The organism is Bacillus sp. ISL-75 (assembly GCF_018613095.1).
Map to the genome: position 1 here is coordinate 16,271 of NZ_JAGGQX010000007.1, position 18,695 is coordinate 34,965.

An 18,695-nucleotide genomic window follows, 5' to 3' on the forward strand; every position below is an offset into this window, starting at 1 on the left:
AATTGCACTTTGGACAAGGTTGAAAGCGGTGTTTCCCATGTCCGCATTGTCTGCACTTGTCTGAGTATTGTTTACTATTTTTAAACTTCCATTGTTCATACGTGATCCCATAAGAACCTTCATCGTTTAAGTATTTGATATAATCATTCCCATAAGGATAAATCAACCACATCACCTCCAGTGTTCACTATAAATGTATGCGCTTACATCCACTAAAAACACTGAAAATAAATAAAAAAAAGTGTCAGGCACCAATCATTTTCTGAAAGGGCCAAACACTTTCGATGGCATAAGATGACCGACCTAAAAAATTAGGACCAACCGTGTTAGGTTGGTCCTAGTTCAAAACTATTGATAATAATCCTTCACCATTTCTCCCATGACCCAGTTCGTTCTGGCTCCTGTCACTCCACTGCTAGGGCACTGACCGCTGCCACTTGTTAAGTCGGCTACAATCGTTTCGACAAGTGGTTGATGGACGTGCTCTGGTCTCTCGAAACTCCATTGCTCCGTTCCGCTCGCTGTCGTTAAAACGATGGGCTCGTTTCCGAAAGTGGAAAAGGTTATTTTCCCTCGGCTCCCCACGATTTCATTCACATCGACATCTTCAAAAGCAGTAAAACACCAATTTCCGACACCATGGACGCCAGATTCAAACCGATATGTACCCGTTACGATATCTTCGGCACGATAATAGCCTGCTTGATTGGAACCAAATCCTTGCACAGACGTAATCGGTCCAAGTAAAAAATCTAATAGATCAAGCGTATGGCTGGCTAGATCAAAAAATAGTCCCCCGCCTGCCAATTCCGGTTGAACTCGCCATGGAAGATGTTGTGGGTCCAACACATCTTCCGTAGCTTTTTGATATTGTGTTGATGATACAAACCGTACCTTACCAACTGCCCCATTCTCCAACAGCTCTTTTATTTTTAAAAATCGCTGTTGTGCCCTCCGGTAGTAAGCCACATATAATGGGACTCCTGCCTCTTCACAAGCAGCAATCATTTCCTGGCATTCATCGAAATTGCGGGCCATTGGCTTTTCTACATAAACAGGTTTCCCTGCCTTTGCTGCCTTGATTGTATATTCCTTATGCGAACCAGGCGGTGTTGCAATATAGATAGCATCTACATCTGAATCGTTTATGAGTTCATCCGCATTATCGTACCATTTTTTAACATTGTGCCGGTTTGCATAATCTTTGGCAAGTTCCCCCGTTCTTCTCATAACGGCAACCAACTCAGAATTATTAATTTTTTGGAAGGCTGGACCGCTTTTCACTTCTGTCACATCACCGCATCCAATGATCCCCCAACGAACTTTATCAAACTTCATCGCACTTAATCTCCTTATTTGCCACAGCACTTTTTATATTTTTTGCCGCTTCCACACGGGCACGGATCATTCCGCCCAACTTTATTTTCCGTTAAAATTGGACTGTTTTGGGAAATTTCACCCTGCTTGCTTTTATTTCTAAATTCTATTTCTCTTCCAAGTGCTGCTAGCTTCCAATCCATTAGTTCCGGATGTGGCTCACCTAAAATGGAATAATAACTATAAACCGTCTGTTCAATATCTACTAGGCTTGAGAAGTATTCTTTTTTCATATGATCGCTAATTTCAGGAAGCGCATCTTTAGAAAGCTGATGACAGAGTGCTTCAATCAGCATATCCTGATCTTCTAGTTCATCTGAATATTGATAGGCCTCTCTCAAAACCTGAACCGCGAGGTCTGATTTAATATTTTCGATAACGGAACTAGCAAAAATAATCGAATCCGATTGCTTTAAATAAGGACCAACAGCTTCGACTACCTCATCGGATTGAAACCGAATTAACGCCGATGCAACTTCTTCTAACAAGATATCTTCATCACGGTTTAACAAACTGGCTAGAAATGGGATATGCTTCTCAAGTTTCAGTAATCCAATCATATACACCGTCAAGATACCATTAAATGAAAACCAATCCTCTATTAATTCTTCTTGGATAAACACATCGATTTCTTCTTTAGTGATCCAGCCATTTTGAACGATGCATGCAGCCAGATTTTTAGCTTGTATGTAAAGTGGATGCTGATAAGAATCGGCTTGGTCAAGAGTATTTATTGTTTTTGCATATTTATTCCAAACTTCTTCTTTCGTACCATTTACTATTAGCTCATATAATGGCCAACGATCCTCACCAATGAATCTATGTAGTTGCTCTCTATATTTTAGAGCGAGCTTTGGATCGATACGTTCCAACAAATTCACCGCTAAGTGGATCTTGGTCTTGTCCATTTTTGGCATATTTTCTAGTAAAACTTTGACAGCGTCTTCATTGATTTTCATGTTTTCTATGTAGATTAAAATTGAGGATTGCTTGTCCTGGTTTTTAAAGGCTTCCTTCAATAATTCTATTGTCCATTCTTCTGGGACGTTTGGATAATCGTGTAATGCATGAAGCACCGTTTCTTGAATTAATATATCATGGCTAATCAAGTGCGGTTTAATTTTTTCTAAAAATGTCAAAATGAAATCCCCTCCACAATACATTTGATCAAACTCAATTTAATTATATTCTTTTTAGTCACCAGCTCCAAACATGATTGTTTCATAATTAAACAATATTTATGCCATGAAAATATTTCATACAAAGTGAATCTTACATCAGCTCGAATATCATCTTTTCATACCTTTTATTCTAATGATTTTAAAGTATAAAGAACCCACATGAGTACATTATAAAAAAGGCTTGACCATAAACAACATACAAGGGGGATTTTTATGAGCGACTATTTAGGATTATTCGGTGATGATAAATCACAAAACACTGAAAGTGAAAATAGCCAAACCACTATGAGCAATCAAGGGAACGATCCCAGTACAAGTACCCAAGATACTAAAACTGACGGCTCTCTCCAGCTTCATAAGGAAGAGTTAGACATTGTAAAGAATAATGTCGATGCTGGACAAGTAGTTATTTCTAAAGATGTCGTTGAAGAACAAAGAACTGTCGACGTTCCTGTAATGCACGAGGAAGTTGTCATAAAAAGAACACCGTTGAATAACGAACGTAGCGATGGATCCACTATATCTCAGGAAACCATTACTATTCCTGTTACCCAGGAGCAAGTTGAGGTAAACAAGTATACGGTTGCGACCGAGGAGATTTCTGCTTCGAAACGTCAAATTGAGGATACTCAGAAAGTCCAAGAGACACTCAGACACGAAGAGGCTCATGTTGATACAACCGGAAGTGTCGATATCGTTTCCGACGGGTCAAGCTTTAACGATATAAATAATAGCTAAAAACAAAAACACCTTTTCATTGCTGGGCAATGGAAGGGTGTTTTCACTACTTTCCAATGGAGGAGAGATTAAGTTGCCTGAAAAGAAGAATGACCATCGAGAAGATAAAACGCTCCAACTACATAAGGAAGAATTGCAGGTTAACAAGAAGTGGGTTGAGACAGCAGATGTTAGCGTATATAAGAAAACGTATACCGTGGAGAAACAAATTGTCGTCCCTATAATCCGTGAAGAGCTAATTATTGAGAAAAAGATATTAAATCCAGAAAGTGGAACAACTACACAAATTGAAACCAGTCATATTCCTCTAAGCGAAGATCGTATTGAAGTCATATTAAACCCAACTATCCTTAATGATGTAGAAATTTTTAGGAATCAGTTTGAAGAGATTATTCAGATTAACGAAAATGTGAAAGAAGAAAAAGTCCAAATAGATACAATTGGGGATGTAAAAGTAGTGGTTGATGATAAATTGTAGAAAGCTATAATAATGTAAAAACTCTCCACGATAATATTGGCGAGTTTTTACATTATGACTCTTAGCTAAATTAATAGGTTAATCCATGACCAAGTTTATAGATATTCCCATCGCTATCTTTATAAGCATAGTTAAGTCCTTCAGGCATATATTCGTCCTTGACATAACCCGGTACATCATTTCTCGACACGCACTCACCATTTTCATTAACCGCAATGACCGCTTCACTCGCTGGCAATGTCAACGGTAACACACCTACTGGTGAGCTATTGCCCGCCATAACCTCATACTGTGCCTTATAGTAGGTATCATATCCAGCGATCAATGCATCTGCCAATGGTTCAACATTTCCAAGGATCCATGGCAGAATGACATTAACACTCATGATTACTTTGCCGCCACGAATATGGATACTGTCGGCCACTTCCTTTAAATGGTTCATCCCACTCAAAGTCGTTTCTTGGTAGGAAGTACCATCCAAAGCAGCTACCGTTTTATCTTCGCATATTTCAAGTTCTAATAGTCCTGGTGTCGCATTGAAATAAGCTCCAGATTTTGGACTTAAAAACAATATAGCTACATCAGCTTCTTCATAGTTATCGGTTAAAGTAAATTGACCAAGCTCTTGACATTCCTGTCTAGCTTTTTCAGTATAAGAAGTTGCTCGTTCGGTCTCCTTGTGGAAAACTTCCACATAAACCTTCTTACCCTCAAGCTTTTCAGCTGTTAAAGGTAAGGTCTGCTTCTGATTCTTAAGCACAGTTACCGATTTTTTATGCGCTTCATAAGCAGCTTCCCAGTTTGCTGGATTTTTCACCGCTTCAGCAGCATGGTCGGGTGAAACATACGTACGGTCATCAAATAGTCCTAATGCAAACATTTCTGTAAGCAGTCGTACATTGGCCTCATTAATCCGCTTCTCACTGATCCATCCCTTTTCGATCGCTTTTTTTAGGTTTTCAATATCATTAGTGTCAGAAATAAGATCTGTCCCCGCATTAATCGCTTTAGCAAAACGTTCCGCCTCGCTTAAGGTTTCAACGCCCCAGCTCATTTTACTTGTAACGCCGCTGTCGCTATTTATATAACCCTTGAACCCTAGTTTTTCTCTAAGGATCGTATTTAAGAAATAATGATTAAATGTAAAACCAACCTCTTCGAAAGGAATGTCTTCCCCTTCGAATTCTTGAACCACACTTTTCTTGATACTAGGAATCGAATAATATGGCATCATCGATGAAGTCCCATGTTCTACCGCTGCCCGAAACGGAGGCAGGTGATACTTTTCTAGGCTTCCTGGCGTTGGATACAGGTTCCATTTACCCTCTTCATAATGTGGATCAAATCCATTTTCCCTTGGTCCACCGCCAGGAAAATGCTTGGTCGTCATAGCAATACTATGATTTCCGAGGGTCTTCCCTTGAAAGCCGTCAATGATGCGGCCGATAACATCAGAAATAAATTCTGGGTCTTCACCGAATGTACCATATATCCGCTGCCATCTCGGGTCCGTAACAGTATCCGCCATATACATATATCCTTTTCTTAATCCAACCGCATCCCACTCATCATGTGCGATTTGGGCGAATTGGCTAATAAGAGAGGCATCACCGCCATTTTTCATATCTCCTTTTGCCGCTGCAGCAAGTCCTAACGTTCCAGGCCAAGTGGAAAAAATCCCAGCTGCATCATTCATACCAAAAATGAATTCAGTATTTTCGTTTCTTGAATTCGATGCGATTAAACAAGGAATACCAAGGCGTGTTCCCTCACATACTTCATTCATGGTATTCACCCATTCTGCCATTTCGGATGGACTCCAATTGTCTCTTAGAATAAAGTGGCGCAAATGCATGTTTTCAATCGTATGCGTGGTTCCATATACTTTTGCCAGTGCAAAAATAGTTTCGCCCTTTTCAACAATTCCTTCATCTAACACACCATCATGGCTTGTCTTACTCTTATCTTTTTGAGAAAGACCCATCTGACGAGAATTAATAAGCATCATTCCGACCTTTTCATCGGTATTCATCAATGAGACTAGGTTCTCCGCACGTTCTCTCGGACTTAAACGCCAATCCTTATATGGTTCTAATTTCCCACTGTTATTCAGATCTTTAAATTTTAATCCATCAACTTCAATAATGTTCTTGACTCTTACTTCTAAATTCGGTTGTTTATGGTTAACTTCCATTTGAATGCCTCCTTAACTTGTTCATCCCCATCTTTCGGGAAAAGTTGGGACAAGTGATAGATTCATGTTAGCAATTTGAGTTCGTTTCCACATCCATTATTGTTAACTTTTATATAAAATTGAACACTATTTTAAATTATTTTTTATAAATAAAATTTATTTAGAGTGAAATTGAATCAAATTTATAAAATTACAAAGTTAACGTTAGAAGAGTCAATGATTTTAATCATACTCCTTTTTTTCTAATGGTTTACTCCCTTTATACTCTGTAGCTGTCATTCCTTTTATTTCTTTAAATACTTTACAAAAATAATTATAGCTGCTAAAACCCACTTGAATACCAATATCTGTAATAGATAAATGACCCTGTTCCATAAGAAAAATTGCCTCTTCAATCCGCTTTTTATGAATATAATCAATGACACTTATATTCAATTCTTTTTTAAATTTCTTCGCAAGATATGCTCGATTAAATCCAATTTCAGCTGCTACAGATTGCACATTTATAGTTTCCTTAAAGTGGATATTTATATACATTAATGCTTTCCTTACAACAGAACTATATCCATTAACAGCAAAATTCTTAACCGCATCACAATATTCTTCAATCATACTGAAATTTATCGCATCTAAATCGGACATCGCTACCGCTGCCTCAATCTTAAGTGCGAATTTTTCCGAAATAGCATGTAAATATTGAGGTTCAACCCCTCCCTTAGCAGCAGCCATCCTATTCATAGTATTACTTGAAAAGCTAAGGTTTTTTTTCGCTCGCAAAGGATTCCCTGGAACTCTATATGAAAAATCACCTGTGAATTCAATCAAAGCTTTCATTGCATTTTCCTTATCCCCAGTTTCGATAAAATGTAAAAATTTCTTTTCTGCCTCATACCTTAGCTTAACTTCCAAACCATCTTGGCCATAATCCTGCGGCTGTACATCCGGTTGATATTGCTCACTATGCTTTTTTGTCGTAATAAAATGGGAGTCAACTCGCGGATTCGTTAATAGATTCACTAACAAATCGCCAATTGCTATGTATGATTGTCCCAAATAGGGTAAGGATTTATAAAATTTCTCCAATGGTTTTACCCAATTATTTTCAAGGTGATTTTCCCTCATCGCATTCCAGATAAAATGGTCAGTGACCCGCTCATTCAAGAAAGGCCCAACCAAAACCATTCCATGAAACAGTTCTTCCTCGTTTATAGGCATCGCCATATACGATAGTTGGAATGAATCTGTATGAATACAAAAACTGTTTTTATTTGCCTTTTCTAAAGCTTTTTTAAGATCCAAATAGATTTTCTTTCGAGCTTCTGCAAAAATTAGGGGTTCCCTATCATCAGATATGTGCAGAATCGTTTGAAATTGATGATCGACCGCTTGTACATCAATATTAAAAGCATTTTTAATTAGCCAAAATTTACTTACCAGTTCATCCACTAATATCACCCTTCAGAATCCTTTAAAACTATGTAATAAAATCAAAGAAACATGTAATCCACTGAAAATCCAGCAAAATTTTAATACTATAAATTCATTTCTTAGACTAACTATCTCTCCGGAATCGCGAAAATATCTTGATTTCAGAGGATTTTCTTTTTGTTTTATTATAGAAGATTATGCGAAATTATCAAACTTCCTAAGGATTTGGAAACCACGGACCGAATATTCGTTAACCAAAAAAGGAACGGAACTTGGACGATCTCTTAAAGCTCTTGAAGAATGGGCAGATAAATGGTTATAGATTAAAATACCTCTTCATAATTTTATTATGGAGAGGTATTTTTTTACTGTTTCTTAATGCTCAATGCTCTTGAATATAAAAAAAAAAGCACCTTTATCATTACTAAGATAAAGGTGCTTAAATAACTCTATTTAGAAATACGTATTAGTAATCTGCTTTTAAACAGTCGTTTTCCAGTCTGCAGCAAATTTTTCAATCCCTTGGTCTGTTAATGGATGTTTTGATAATTGCTCAATTACCTTGAATGGAATCGTTGCAATATGAGCTCCAGCCATCGCTACACGGGTTACATGATCTGGATGACGAACAGATGCAGCAATGATTTGTGAATCCAAGTTTTGAATCTGGAACATCTTAGCAATTTTTGCGACTAATTCTACACCATCTTCGTTAATATCATCCAACCGGCCTAAGAATGGTGAAACATAAGTTGCACCTGCTCGTGCCGCGAGCAATGCTTGGTTCACACTAAAAATCAAGGTAACGTTGGTTTTTACACCTTTTTTCGTTAGATAACGGCAAGCCTCTAATCCATCTAACGTCATTGGAAGTTTAATGGTGATATTTTTATCGCCACCGTTAATTTTAATAAGTTCGTTTGCTTCCTCAATCATTTGATCAGCAGTCAAAGCATTAGGCGTTACCTCGGCAGATACAGACTCAACCTCAGGTACAGCATTAAGGATTTCAGCAATACGGTCTTCGAATTTTACTCCCTCTTTTGCTACTAAAGAAGGGTTGGTTGTTACTCCTGATAACACACCAATTTTATAGGCTTTTTTGATTTCCTCTAGGTTTGCAGTATCGATAAAAAATTTCATAATCTTTTTCCTCCAATTTTAATAAAATAAATGCTTTTTTTAATTCTTTTCGACAGCATGTCCACCAAACACATTTCTTAATGCTGCTACAACTTTACCTGTAAAGGTGACCTTCTCAAAGGAACGATATCATATGAATAAAGACTTGGCAATAACTGGCGTAGCAATTAAATCAAAAGACCTTTATTATTTTCCCCTCAAATAGCCCCGATATTTTGTTAGATTTTGTTAAACTATAATTCTTAAGTATGTAACAAGAATATATCTATCCGACAAAAATCGTCAAGTAAAATATCTTGAATTAATGATATTTATTTTATCAGTTAAATTTTCTACAAATAAAATTAACAAAACGAAACCTCGCTACAATGCTGTGAGCGAGGTTTTTTTCTTATTTAGCCAAATGTAAAATCTGTACAACATCAGCTTCATGTAACTTAACAAAATTGCCTAGTGGTCCTCTTTCTGTTCCCTTTTTAGCCATTTCCTCCAAGTGCTCTTCACCAATACCAGCTTCTTTCAATGTTACCGGCATACCGATGGAGCTAAAGAATTGTTCTATTTTCTTGATTCCTGCTAAAGCGGTTTTTTCTAAATTGTTTAAGTCAATTTCTACATCCCAGACTCGATTAGCAAATTGAACAAATCTATTTACATCATGTTTATACACATGTTTCATCCAGGCTGGGAATACAATCGCCAAACCTGCTCCATGTGCAATATCATAAATGCCGCTGATCTCATGTTCAATATCGTGGCTTCCCCAATCACCAACTCTTCCTGTCCCTAACAAATCATTATGTGCAATTGTGCCTGACCACATGATCTCAGCTCTTGCATCGTAATTGGTTGGGTCCTCGATGACTGTATGTGCATTATTTATAATGGCTCGTAATGCCCCTTCACACAATCGATCTGTTAATTCTACATTCTTTTCATTAGTGAAATATCTTTCCAAGATATGCGCCATCATATCTGTGATCCCACACGCTGTTTGATAAGATGGTAAGGTGTATGTAAGAACAGGGTTTAGAATGGAAAACTTAGGACGCATGGTCGAATGACCCGTCGATCGCTTATACCATCCATCTTCGTTCGTTATAACCGTGCCCGAGCTAGATTCACTTCCCGCTGCAGGTATGGTTAACACAACTCCGATTGGCAGACAGTCTTGAACTGTAGATTTCCCTTCAAAGAAATCCCATACATCCCCATCATATTTCGCACCAGCAGCGATCGCTTTGGCCGAATCAATTACACTTCCTCCACCTACAGCAAGAATAAGGTCAATTTTATGTTCCTTACAAAGGGCAACTCCTTCTCTAACAAGGCTGACTCGAGGATTCGGCTTTACTCCGCCCAATTCAATTATTTCAATGCCCTGTTCAAGCAATGACTGCAGAATTCTATCATATAGTCCGTTAGTCTTGATACTACCTCCGCCATAATGCAAGAGAAGTTTTTTTCCATAAACAACGGCCTCTTGACCTACTAATTGCTCTTGATCTTTACCAAATATTAACTTTGTACTATTTTGAAAAACAAAATCTATCATGTTTATCCCTCCCACACAATATAGTAAACTTTTAAGAGATTAAAAACAATCGCTTTCATTCCTATTATTATCAATGGTGCCTGACACTTAAAGAATGCTCTTATGGTTTCAGACGATTTTTTGTTTCTGACAAAAAATCGTCTGTCGTCCCTCTTGTTCATTTTCCTCATAAAAAAGAACTTTCCAATCACTAAACTCAGCCAATAATTCTCCAGGTAGCAGTTTATATTGGTCGGATACTCCCTGACTCTCTTTTTTTGGAGACTTATAAAAGGTTTCCATAAAGAAATATCCATTGTCTTTAACGATTGATTTAACCAGCGGAAATAGTGATCGATCAAGATAATACGTAATGACAATCAAACTAAAAGAACTATTATTCAAATTAAGGTGGGTCATATCCGTCAGATCGCACAAACGAGGAAAAATAGCGAGCTTTTGCTTTCCTGCTATTTCCTCGAGATAGTTGACAGCTACATCTGATATATCAATTGCTTGTACTTGAAAATTTAATCGTGCCAGAAACAGACTGTTTCCACCAAGCCCACATGCAAGATCGAGCGCAGACCCGCCGGTTAAATAAGGTGACAGGATTGCTAATCTCTCATTCGGCATTGGTGCTTCCAATTGATTTATACGATCTTTATATTTGCTATTCCATTTATTTTTCGGATTCATTTGGAACTCCTTAATCGTGACTGGATAATAATTCGAGTTAGTAGTGATCAATAAGTCAAAAGTGGATGGTCAAATTTTTTGTTAATTGGATGGTTATTTTCTATATCATAAACCTTAATATAAGAATCATACATTGAAACTTTAATGAAAAGTCCATAATTTTGGCAAAAAATTATTTATTATTAAATAATTCAGTTTCTTTTGATTATTAATCTTAGTGAGGATGAAACATATGAAGTTTGGTATGGCTCTTATTATTATCGTATTAGTAGCTGCCCTGATTGGTACACTCGCGCTAACAGGAAAACCTGATGAGGACTATAAAAGTTCAACAAAACAAAACACAATACGGTTGACGGCTATTTATGTGATTGTCATCCTAGGTGCAATCGGAGGATTGGCTTGGTATATTACGATGAACTAAACATTAATAACTTTTCCTTTAATAGTGATTAATAAATCTATGGAATTTGCACATATTAACCAAAAAAAGGTGTGATTGCCGATGGATTTTCCCACTATTAAAACGAATTTTTGGGATGCAATATTTGCAATTCCAATCATTATACTGTTAACTCAACTAATTAAGGTTTTTTTCAAAATACCGAAATGGTTTGTACCGACGATTGCACTTATTTTTGGCCTGGGAATCTCAATTTTTATTAGTCACAAGCACAACACCCTTGGCGGAATATTTATGGGTTGGTTTTATGGTTATGCAGCGATCGGAACATATGCTTCATTAAAAACAAATATTATTGCTTTCAGAAATAAACAAAGGAAATAGTATAAATCGCTTATCTCACCATTAAAAAAGCACTTGAGGCTTCTCCCACTTCAATTATTATCTTTCTCCATATCTCATGACATCTTTAGGCCTTAATGAAACAAGCACATTAATACTAAAAAAGTGCACTATAAAGTATAATAATGTATGTAAATTAGACATCTAAAGAAGGAGCATCTTTCATGGGTTTTATTGTTTATTTTGTTCTAATTATGATCATTCCACTATTAGTGCAAATGTACTTGAGAAATACCTATTCTAAATTTTTAAAAGTAGGAGCTTCCTCGGGTTTAACTGGAGCCCAGGCGGCTAGAAGAATCTTGGATCAAAATGGTTTGTATGATGTGTCAGTCGAACAAGTGTCTGGTCATTTATCAGATCACTATGATCCAAAAAGTAGAAGTGTTAGACTTTCCTCCACTAATTACAATGGTACTTCGATTGCTTCGATTTCAGTTGCGATTCACGAGGTGGGTCACTGTTTACAGCAAAGGGACCGATATGTACCTTTACGCGTGAGACATGCATTAGTGCCTGTGGCTAATATCGGCTCTAATTTTTCATTTATCTTAATTTTAATAGGGTTACTTCTTTCTTCAGCCAACCTTTTATTACTAGGAATCATCGCAATGGCTGCGGCCGTGCTATTTCAGGTTATTACATTACCAGTGGAATTCAATGCAAGTTCAAGAGCACTGAATGTAATGATTGGTTCTGGTTTGATTAGAAATGAAGAAGAGTATCGGGCGAGGAAAGTACTAAATGCTGCGGCATTAACATATGTGGCTGCGACTGTAGTAGCTGTAGCTGAATTACTTCGTTTTGTTCTAATGTTTACAGGTATGCGGAATGATGAGGACTAATAAGATAATTGATGTTGTGGATAGTCCTAGTAAATTTTAATCAAGCTTATAGTATCACTTGTCCTATCTCTTGCATACTATATACTAAGACGAAAGGAAGCACCTTTCGTCACCTTAGATTGACTATTTTTAGTCAGTCTTTTTTTGGTCTACCACCCCAAAACAATAATTGTTTTTTCTAAGCCTAATAAAAATTAGTTTACATAATATTATTACAGTAATAATGAATTGAATAATTCTATCCAAAACAATTTTCATTTATATATACCCATTTGATAATATTACCTATTGCATTTTAAAATGTATAAGAGTTGCATTTATAGGTTTTTTATTCAATATGTTATACTGTGCAGTATACCTGCGTAACAAAGCAAGATTGCATTGTAGGAGTGTGTTATATGAATTACAAGGTTGTCATCCTAGATATTGACGGAACGATCGTCCCGCATGGAAAAACGCTAAGTCCTGCCACAAAGGATGCGATTCAGCGGTTACGAGAGAAAAAAATAAACGTGGTTATAGCAACGGGGAGAGCTCCCTATTTTTCAGAGTCCATCCTTTCGGAAACTGGGGTCGACTCGATGGTCTTTTTTAATGGATCGTATGCCTATCATGAAGGAAAAGAAATATACAAGAATGCGATTGAAAAACATGTTTTAGAGAAAGTACATCTTTTGTCCAATGATTATCAACATCCACTGACTTTTTTGGGAGGTACGAGCTTTAAAGCTACCGATCTAAGCCATCCATTCGTCGTGGAAGCGTACCAACATGATCCGTGGAAGCCCGAACTTGCCCCGCCTCAATTTTGGACAGAACAGGATATTTATCAAATATTCCTTCATTGTGACGTGGAGGAAGAGGCTTCTTATCAAACAAAGATTCCGGAATTAGATTTCAGAAGATGGAGTTCAGGAGCAAGAACCTGTGACGTGAATTTGTCCAATTCCAATAAAGCAGTTGGTTTGACTAAATTGTTGGAAAGGTTCGGCATTGCACCTGATGAAGCTGTTGCCTTTGGCGATGGTTTAAATGATATGGAAATGCTGTCATTGGTCGGAATGGGAGTAGCCATGGGAAATGCCCGCGATGAATTGAAACAAGTAGCCGATATGGTCACACTCTCCGCCGAAGAAGACGGAGTTCGCTACGGATTAAAGCGCCTCGGTTTAATTTAATCGTCGCTCCCCTTTTATTTCCAAGTAGAGCTTAGAAGAAATACATAAGCTGCCTTAGAATTCTATAAATATAAAGGATTTTCTGTTAGTCATGAGATTTTGGATGGTTTTATTACTGTTTTAGGAAGTAAAAAATAATCATGACACTTCTCCCTATTTAGGAAGATTCTCAGCAACGTATTTTGCATCAAATTTTGTATTTAAAAAATGGCTCAGTTCACTGTTCTGAGCCATTCCTTATTTTAATCTTTTAAAGCTTAATGAACTAAAGCACTTGCACTCTTATGTTGAAGAAGGATTTTTCATTGTGTATCGTACCAAGCAATGATCATATTAGGTTAAGTCTAGTTGTCTATTTACTTTAGAGGCTAGGTTTAGTACCGATGATCACCGTGGCGTCCAATTCATCATTTCTGGCTACTTTAGGGATAAGCCCCATACTAGAAAAAATTTCAAAGGTTTGGTATGCTTGCTGTTCGCTTGTTTCTAACAAAAGGTGCCCTCCCGGAGCTAACCAGAGAGGTGCCTCTTTCGCTACCATACGCTGTAGGTCAAGTCCGTCCTTCCCTCCGTCAAGGGCCAGTTTTGGTTCATACAGGCGAGCCTCCCGGGGAAGCAGCCTGATCGCCTCGGTAGGTACGTAAGGAGCATTAGCAACTACGATGTTCACACGGCCTTGAAGGGAGTGGGGTAGGGCTGTAAACAAGTCCCCTTGAAAAACGTGGCCACCAAAAGCTGTTATGTTGCCGCTAGCACAGCTTACTGCAGCGGGGTCGAGGTCAACAGAGTACAAGGCTACCCGTCCTAAAGTTGCTGCAAGAGCTGCACCTACAGCTCCTGACCCGCAACACATATCAACAACGATATCCCCTAAACAAGTTAGGGGTTCGGCCTGACGGACAAGAAACTCTGTTCGTTTGCGAGGCACGAAGACCTCAGAGTCTATCTTTATCCTCAGACCACAGAACTCTGTGTACCCAATGACGTGTTCAAGAGGTATCCCCTCGGTTCGCATTTCAACCATTTTCATAAGGTCATCCAATGTCGGTGCTTCAGATATAAGTAGCAGTGCCTCTTCTTCTGCAAAAACACTACCAGAAGTCCGAAGCTTATGGATGATAATTTCTTCAGTTTGGTCATCCATATAAAATTTAATTTGCTTTACTATTGATACCACCCAATCTTTCCTTATAAGTTGGCTTTTATTTATTCCTTTAAATTCGCAAGAATCTGGAAAATCTGTCCCCTATGGTAGATAACCCACTCAGTTTCTGGTTTAAAATCTGGTAAAGGTAATACTAATAAATTTTTTCTCTTCATCTTTTTTCTCCTCTCTTTTAATTCATATATTCTCTGTGAAAGTTAATGTTCCTTCTTAAACGGACCAAAGCTTAAGTACAAACTTTCACAATCTATTAATAAAAAATAACCATCAAATTAACTTACAATTTGATGGTTATTTTACATTACATTTTTAATGTTTTGCGAGAGTTAACTGACCTGTTATGGATTTACACCTCTTTTTTCTCCTATGCTGCTCCCAAATATCTACCTTTTGCTTATTACAAATTAACGCCTTTCATGCCAGCTTCATGGTAACGTTCTCCAGCTGCAACGCCCCGAGGAGCAACTTCGTTTATACGTGCTAAGTCAGTTTCTGTTAATGATACATCAAGTGCACCAACATTTTCCTCTAAGTATTGGACTCTCTTCGTGCCTGGGATTGGAACAATGTCATTTCCTTGAGCTAGCAGCCAGGCAAGGGCAAGCTGGGAAGGCTGGCTAGCTTTTTCCCGTGCTATTTCGTTAATTTTATTGACCAGTTCCAAATTTTTCTGGAAGTTTTCTCCTTGGAATCGAGGAGAAAAGCGGCGATAATCATCGGCTGCTAAGTCTTCAAATTTCTGAATCTGCCCTGTTAGAAATCCTCTTCCTAATGGACTGTAAGGGACAAAACCGATTCCCAGTTCCCGGCAAGTGGGCAGAATATCATCTTCGACGTCACGGCACCAAAGGGAATACTCGGTCTGAACAGCGGTAATCGGATGAATAGCAAAAGCACGTCTAATAGTTTGGGCGGCTGCTTCTGACATACCTAGAAAGCGCACTTTCCCTTCCCTAACTAAATCCGACATGGCGCCGATTGTTTCTTCAATTGGTGTGTTTGGGTCGACTCGATGCTGGTAGTATAGATCGATATGATCCACACCTAAGCGGCGAAGGCTAGCTTCACAGGCTTCTTTGACATATTCAGGGCGGCCATTTATTCCCAGAAAAGCTCCATCTTCAGATCTTACATTTCCAAATTTAGTGGCAACAACCACTTGATTCCGACGACCTTTAATAGCCCGTCCGAGTAATTCTTCATTTTTACCTACGCCATACATATCAGCTGTGTCGAGAAGCGTAATCCCCATTTCAATGGCACAATGGATTGTTTTAATAGACTCGTCGTCATCTCTCCCACTGTAAAAATCCGACATCCCCATACAGCCTAGTCCAAGCGCCGATACTTCCAGCCCAGTTTTACCTAATATTCTTTTTTTCATTCCAACACACCTTCCTTCATGTCGTTCCGTATTAAGAACATTATAATACGCCAATTACATTGAGTAAATGAGTTAAAGATACTAGTGAATATAGAAAAGAGGCACTATTTTACCTATACCCGATAAATTAACTGACTTCGGTAAGATAAACGGCTCTTTCTTACTCTATCCCGATAAATTATCTAACTTCGGTAAGAAAAAGCACCTCTTTCTTACCCTAACCCAATAAATAATCTACCATCAGTAAGATAGAGCGATTCTAAAAGCTTATGCAAAGATAGGAACCTTTAATCCCAGAGAAAAAAGACTAACTGCGAATAGTTAGTCCCAGACCGAAGAAATTACAATATTCCTTTTAACGATTGCATCACTTGATCAATCTCATCTTTCGTCGTAAACCGGCCTAAGCTAAAGCGGATCGCACCCATCCCCACCTCTTCAGGAACATCCATCTCTTTTAATACCGGTGATAATTCAATGCTGCCGGCATGACAGGCTGATCCAGTTGAAGCTGCTAAATATGGGATGGCTGACAACAAGTCTTGACCGATTTTTCTTACAAAACTTACATTTAAAGTATTGGGCAGACGTTCCTCAGGGTGTCCATTCAATACTACCTGGTCTCCAAACGCATCCTGTAATTGCTGCCAAAAATAGTCGGTCAAATCTTTTATGCTACGATTTCCTACCTGTTGTTTAGCAATTTCACAAGCCATTCCTAATCCCACTGCTAGTAAAGTATTTTCCGTGCCGGCACGCAGTCCAAACTCATGCCCAGCCCCGTGTATTAGTGGTTCCAGTTGGATTCCCTCTCGTATAAAGAGTGCTCCAATTCCTTTCGGAGCATAGAGTTTATGGCCGGCAATCGTGAGCATATCTACCTTCAAATCATCCACATTAACCGGGACTTTTCCAACCGATTGAGAAGCATCCGTATGAAAAGCTATCCCATGCTCTTTAGCTATATCCCCGATCGCTTGGATTGGCTGTAAGGTTCCTGTTTCATTATTGGAATGCATAATCGAAATCAGGATCGTTTCCTTAGTGATCGCCTTTTCTATTTCTTCTAGTGTAACTTTCCCTGTCCGATCCACGTCTATATATGTGACCTTTGCCCCAATTTGTTCGAGGAATTTGCATGGATTCATGATCGCTGGATGTTCAATTTTAGAAGTAATGATATGGTTTCCTTTATGCCGATTTTTAAAATAAAAACCTTTTAATGCAAGGTTATTGGCCTCGCTTCCCCCACTTGTGAAAATAACTTCTCTAGGGGAGCATCCTATTAACTCAGCAACCTGTTTTCGGGCACTATGTAATAATTCTTTTACAGGTCTCCCCGCCCAATGTAAGGCGGATGGATTCCCATAAAAGTCATCAAGCAACGGTTTCATGGCCTCTACTACTTCAGGAGCCATAGGTGTGCTGGCATTGTAATCAAGATAAATTTTTTCCATCGATTGATTCCTTCCCTTCCACTTCTAAACCGATTATTAAACCATTACCTTTGCACTGTTTTTAATAAATTCTAAGAACAAATTATTCATCTCAGCGTTTGTACTTGCCATGGATTCAGGATGCCACTGAACACCCACCGTAAATGTGGTTGGATGGCGATACTCTACTGCTTCCACGATTCCATCGGATGATTGTGCAACGATACAAAGATCCTTGGCTACCTCACCGATTGCTTGATGGTGAAGACTATTGACCCGGACTCGATCAGATCCTACTATTTCAAACAATCTACTATTTTTGGAGATGGTCACCCAATGGGTATCTTGACTCCTATCAATCTTCTGTGAGTGTTGGATTGGTTCAATGACTTGACTCGGGATATCCTGAATTAATGTTCCTCCCAAAGCGACATTCAAAATTTGCACACCTCTGCAAATCGCAAGAAGGGGAATATCGTTCTCAAGCGCATATTTCACAATCGCGATCTCTGCCAAATCCCTCTCTGGTGTAGTTGGACCTAAGTGGTGATGTGGATCCTGATTAAAAAGTTTAGGATCGACGTCCTCTCCCCCGCTTAGGATAATTCCATCACATAAACCAAGCGTTTCTAAAGAAATTTCGGGGTTAATATATGGAAGGATAATAGGAATCCCACCATTGGCGACAACACTTTTATGGTAATCATGGTGCACATAAACACCTTCCATATAGTCGTTATGTTTAACATAGGCACCCGTTATGCCGATAATTGGTTTTCTGTTCATCTTTCTTCCCCCTATGACTTTGACACTAATATTGATATCTTAGCACAATGATTTTTCAATACAGCACTGAAAAAATTTACATAATCTTAAAATGAACCCCATATATTAATCTGTATTGCAAATATACAATAATATTAACATGATCAAAGGGTGGAGATACTATGGAGCATGTTCTTTACAATGGAAAGAAATATATTATCCTTTATACGTACGATTCTGGATACTGCGAGATTAAAGAAATAGAAAGTGTTCATAATGTACAATTGGTTCATTTATCAGAATTAAAAAATCTAACTTAAAAGATAAAGCTGGAAAAGGAAAAAC

Annotated in this window: 19 protein-coding genes and 1 pseudogene; 8 read left to right on the forward strand and 12 right to left on the reverse strand. The window is 38.2% G+C overall.

What is annotated here, in order from left to right; translation table 11 throughout:
• Positions 1–348 precede the first annotated feature (348 nt).
• The gene (locus J7E63_RS02150; RefSeq protein ID WP_215010088.1) at positions 349–1,338 is read right to left on the reverse strand and encodes a Gfo/Idh/MocA family protein; all 990 of its coding nucleotides are present in this window, start codon (positions 1,336–1,338) and stop codon (positions 349–351) included.
• Between the two features lie 14 nt (positions 1,339–1,352).
• A complete protein-coding gene (locus J7E63_RS30055) occupies positions 1,353–2,516 on the reverse strand; it encodes an SEC-C metal-binding domain-containing protein (RefSeq protein ID WP_285289910.1) in 1,164 nt (387 codons plus the stop codon).
• Positions 2,517–2,771: 255 nt separating this feature from the next.
• On the opposite strand from J7E63_RS30055, the gene J7E63_RS02160 reads away from it, so the two are divergent.
• Positions 2,772–3,296, forward strand: coding sequence for a YsnF/AvaK domain-containing protein (locus J7E63_RS02160; RefSeq protein ID WP_215010090.1), 525 nt, complete (start codon positions 2,772–2,774; stop codon positions 3,294–3,296).
• Between the two features lie 73 nt (positions 3,297–3,369).
• Positions 3,370–3,774: a YsnF/AvaK domain-containing protein gene (locus J7E63_RS02165; RefSeq protein ID WP_215010091.1), complete on the forward strand. Its 405-nt coding sequence runs from the start codon at positions 3,370–3,372 to the stop codon at positions 3,772–3,774.
• A 70-nt stretch (positions 3,775–3,844) separates the two neighbouring features.
• Here J7E63_RS02165 and J7E63_RS02170 read toward each other — a convergent pair whose 3' ends face one another.
• Both J7E63_RS02170 and J7E63_RS02175 read right to left on the reverse strand, forming a co-directional pair.
• Complete coding sequence (locus J7E63_RS02170) at positions 3,845–5,968, reverse strand: glycoside hydrolase family 3 protein (RefSeq protein ID WP_215010092.1); 2,124 nt, start codon at positions 5,966–5,968, stop codon at positions 3,845–3,847.
• A gap of 222 nt (positions 5,969–6,190) precedes the next feature.
• Entirely contained in the window at positions 6,191–7,414 is a 1,224-nt protein-coding gene (locus J7E63_RS02175; RefSeq protein ID WP_215010093.1) for an AraC family transcriptional regulator, read from the reverse strand.
• Between the two features lie 205 nt (positions 7,415–7,619).
• Here J7E63_RS02175 and J7E63_RS30285 point away from each other — a divergent pair, with 205 nt between their 5' ends.
• Positions 7,620–7,718, forward strand: a complete 99-nt coding sequence (locus J7E63_RS30285; RefSeq protein ID WP_308161885.1) for a winged helix-turn-helix transcriptional regulator — start codon at positions 7,620–7,622, stop codon at positions 7,716–7,718.
• A 158-nt stretch (positions 7,719–7,876) separates the two neighbouring features.
• On the opposite strand, the gene fsa is transcribed toward J7E63_RS30285, so the two are convergent.
• The 4 genes and pseudogenes from fsa to J7E63_RS02195 form a co-directional block, all read right to left on the reverse strand.
• Positions 7,877–8,539 (reverse strand): fructose-6-phosphate aldolase, encoded by a 663-nt coding sequence (gene fsa / locus J7E63_RS02185; protein ID WP_215010094.1) that lies wholly within the window; start codon positions 8,537–8,539, stop codon positions 7,877–7,879.
• 39 nt (positions 8,540–8,578) lie between these two features.
• A pseudogene (locus tag J7E63_RS29460) lies at positions 8,579–8,704 on the reverse strand (phosphogluconate dehydrogenase (NAD(+)-dependent, decarboxylating)); the annotation flags it as partial.
• 226 nt (positions 8,705–8,930) lie between these two features.
• Positions 8,931–10,094 carry an iron-containing alcohol dehydrogenase gene (locus tag J7E63_RS02190; RefSeq protein WP_215010095.1) on the reverse strand — a complete coding sequence of 388 codons (1,164 nt, stop codon included), beginning with the start codon at positions 10,092–10,094 and terminating at the stop codon, positions 8,931–8,933.
• A 108-nt stretch (positions 10,095–10,202) separates the two neighbouring features.
• Positions 10,203–10,772: a class I SAM-dependent methyltransferase gene (locus J7E63_RS02195; protein WP_215010096.1), complete on the reverse strand. Its 570-nt coding sequence runs from the start codon at positions 10,770–10,772 to the stop codon at positions 10,203–10,205.
• 232 nt (positions 10,773–11,004) lie between these two features.
• Between J7E63_RS02195 and J7E63_RS02200 the strand changes: the two genes are divergently transcribed.
• From J7E63_RS02200 to J7E63_RS02215, 4 genes are all read left to right on the forward strand, one after another.
• The gene (locus J7E63_RS02200; protein ID WP_215010097.1) at positions 11,005–11,196 is read left to right on the forward strand and encodes a hypothetical protein; all 192 of its coding nucleotides are present in this window, start codon (positions 11,005–11,007) and stop codon (positions 11,194–11,196) included.
• Positions 11,197–11,277: 81 nt separating this feature from the next.
• Positions 11,278–11,559 carry a hypothetical protein gene (locus tag J7E63_RS02205; RefSeq protein WP_088088321.1) on the forward strand — a complete coding sequence of 94 codons (282 nt, stop codon included), beginning with the start codon at positions 11,278–11,280 and terminating at the stop codon, positions 11,557–11,559.
• Between the two features lie 182 nt (positions 11,560–11,741).
• Positions 11,742–12,422, forward strand: coding sequence for a zinc metallopeptidase (locus J7E63_RS02210; RefSeq protein ID WP_215004110.1), 681 nt, complete (start codon positions 11,742–11,744; stop codon positions 12,420–12,422).
• Between the two features lie 398 nt (positions 12,423–12,820).
• Positions 12,821–13,600: a Cof-type HAD-IIB family hydrolase gene (locus J7E63_RS02215; RefSeq protein ID WP_215010098.1), complete on the forward strand. Its 780-nt coding sequence runs from the start codon at positions 12,821–12,823 to the stop codon at positions 13,598–13,600.
• 361 nt (positions 13,601–13,961) lie between these two features.
• Here J7E63_RS02215 and J7E63_RS02220 read toward each other — a convergent pair whose 3' ends face one another.
• The 4 genes from J7E63_RS02220 to J7E63_RS02235 form a co-directional block, all read right to left on the reverse strand.
• Positions 13,962–14,744, reverse strand: a complete 783-nt coding sequence (locus tag J7E63_RS02220) for a putative protein N(5)-glutamine methyltransferase (RefSeq protein WP_215010127.1) — start codon at positions 14,742–14,744, stop codon at positions 13,962–13,964.
• Between the two features lie 418 nt (positions 14,745–15,162).
• Entirely contained in the window at positions 15,163–16,149 is a 987-nt protein-coding gene (locus J7E63_RS02225; RefSeq protein WP_215010099.1) for an aldo/keto reductase, read from the reverse strand.
• A 341-nt stretch (positions 16,150–16,490) separates the two neighbouring features.
• Entirely contained in the window at positions 16,491–17,606 is a 1,116-nt protein-coding gene (locus J7E63_RS02230; RefSeq protein ID WP_215010100.1) for a cysteine desulfurase family protein, read from the reverse strand.
• A gap of 36 nt (positions 17,607–17,642) precedes the next feature.
• Positions 17,643–18,371 (reverse strand): gamma-glutamyl-gamma-aminobutyrate hydrolase family protein, encoded by a 729-nt coding sequence (locus tag J7E63_RS02235; RefSeq protein WP_215010101.1) that lies wholly within the window; start codon positions 18,369–18,371, stop codon positions 17,643–17,645.
• 161 nt (positions 18,372–18,532) lie between these two features.
• Between J7E63_RS02235 and J7E63_RS02240 the strand changes: the two genes are divergently transcribed.
• A complete protein-coding gene (locus tag J7E63_RS02240; RefSeq protein ID WP_168244534.1) occupies positions 18,533–18,670 on the forward strand; it encodes a hypothetical protein in 138 nt (45 codons plus the stop codon).
• Positions 18,671–18,695 lie beyond the last annotated feature (25 nt).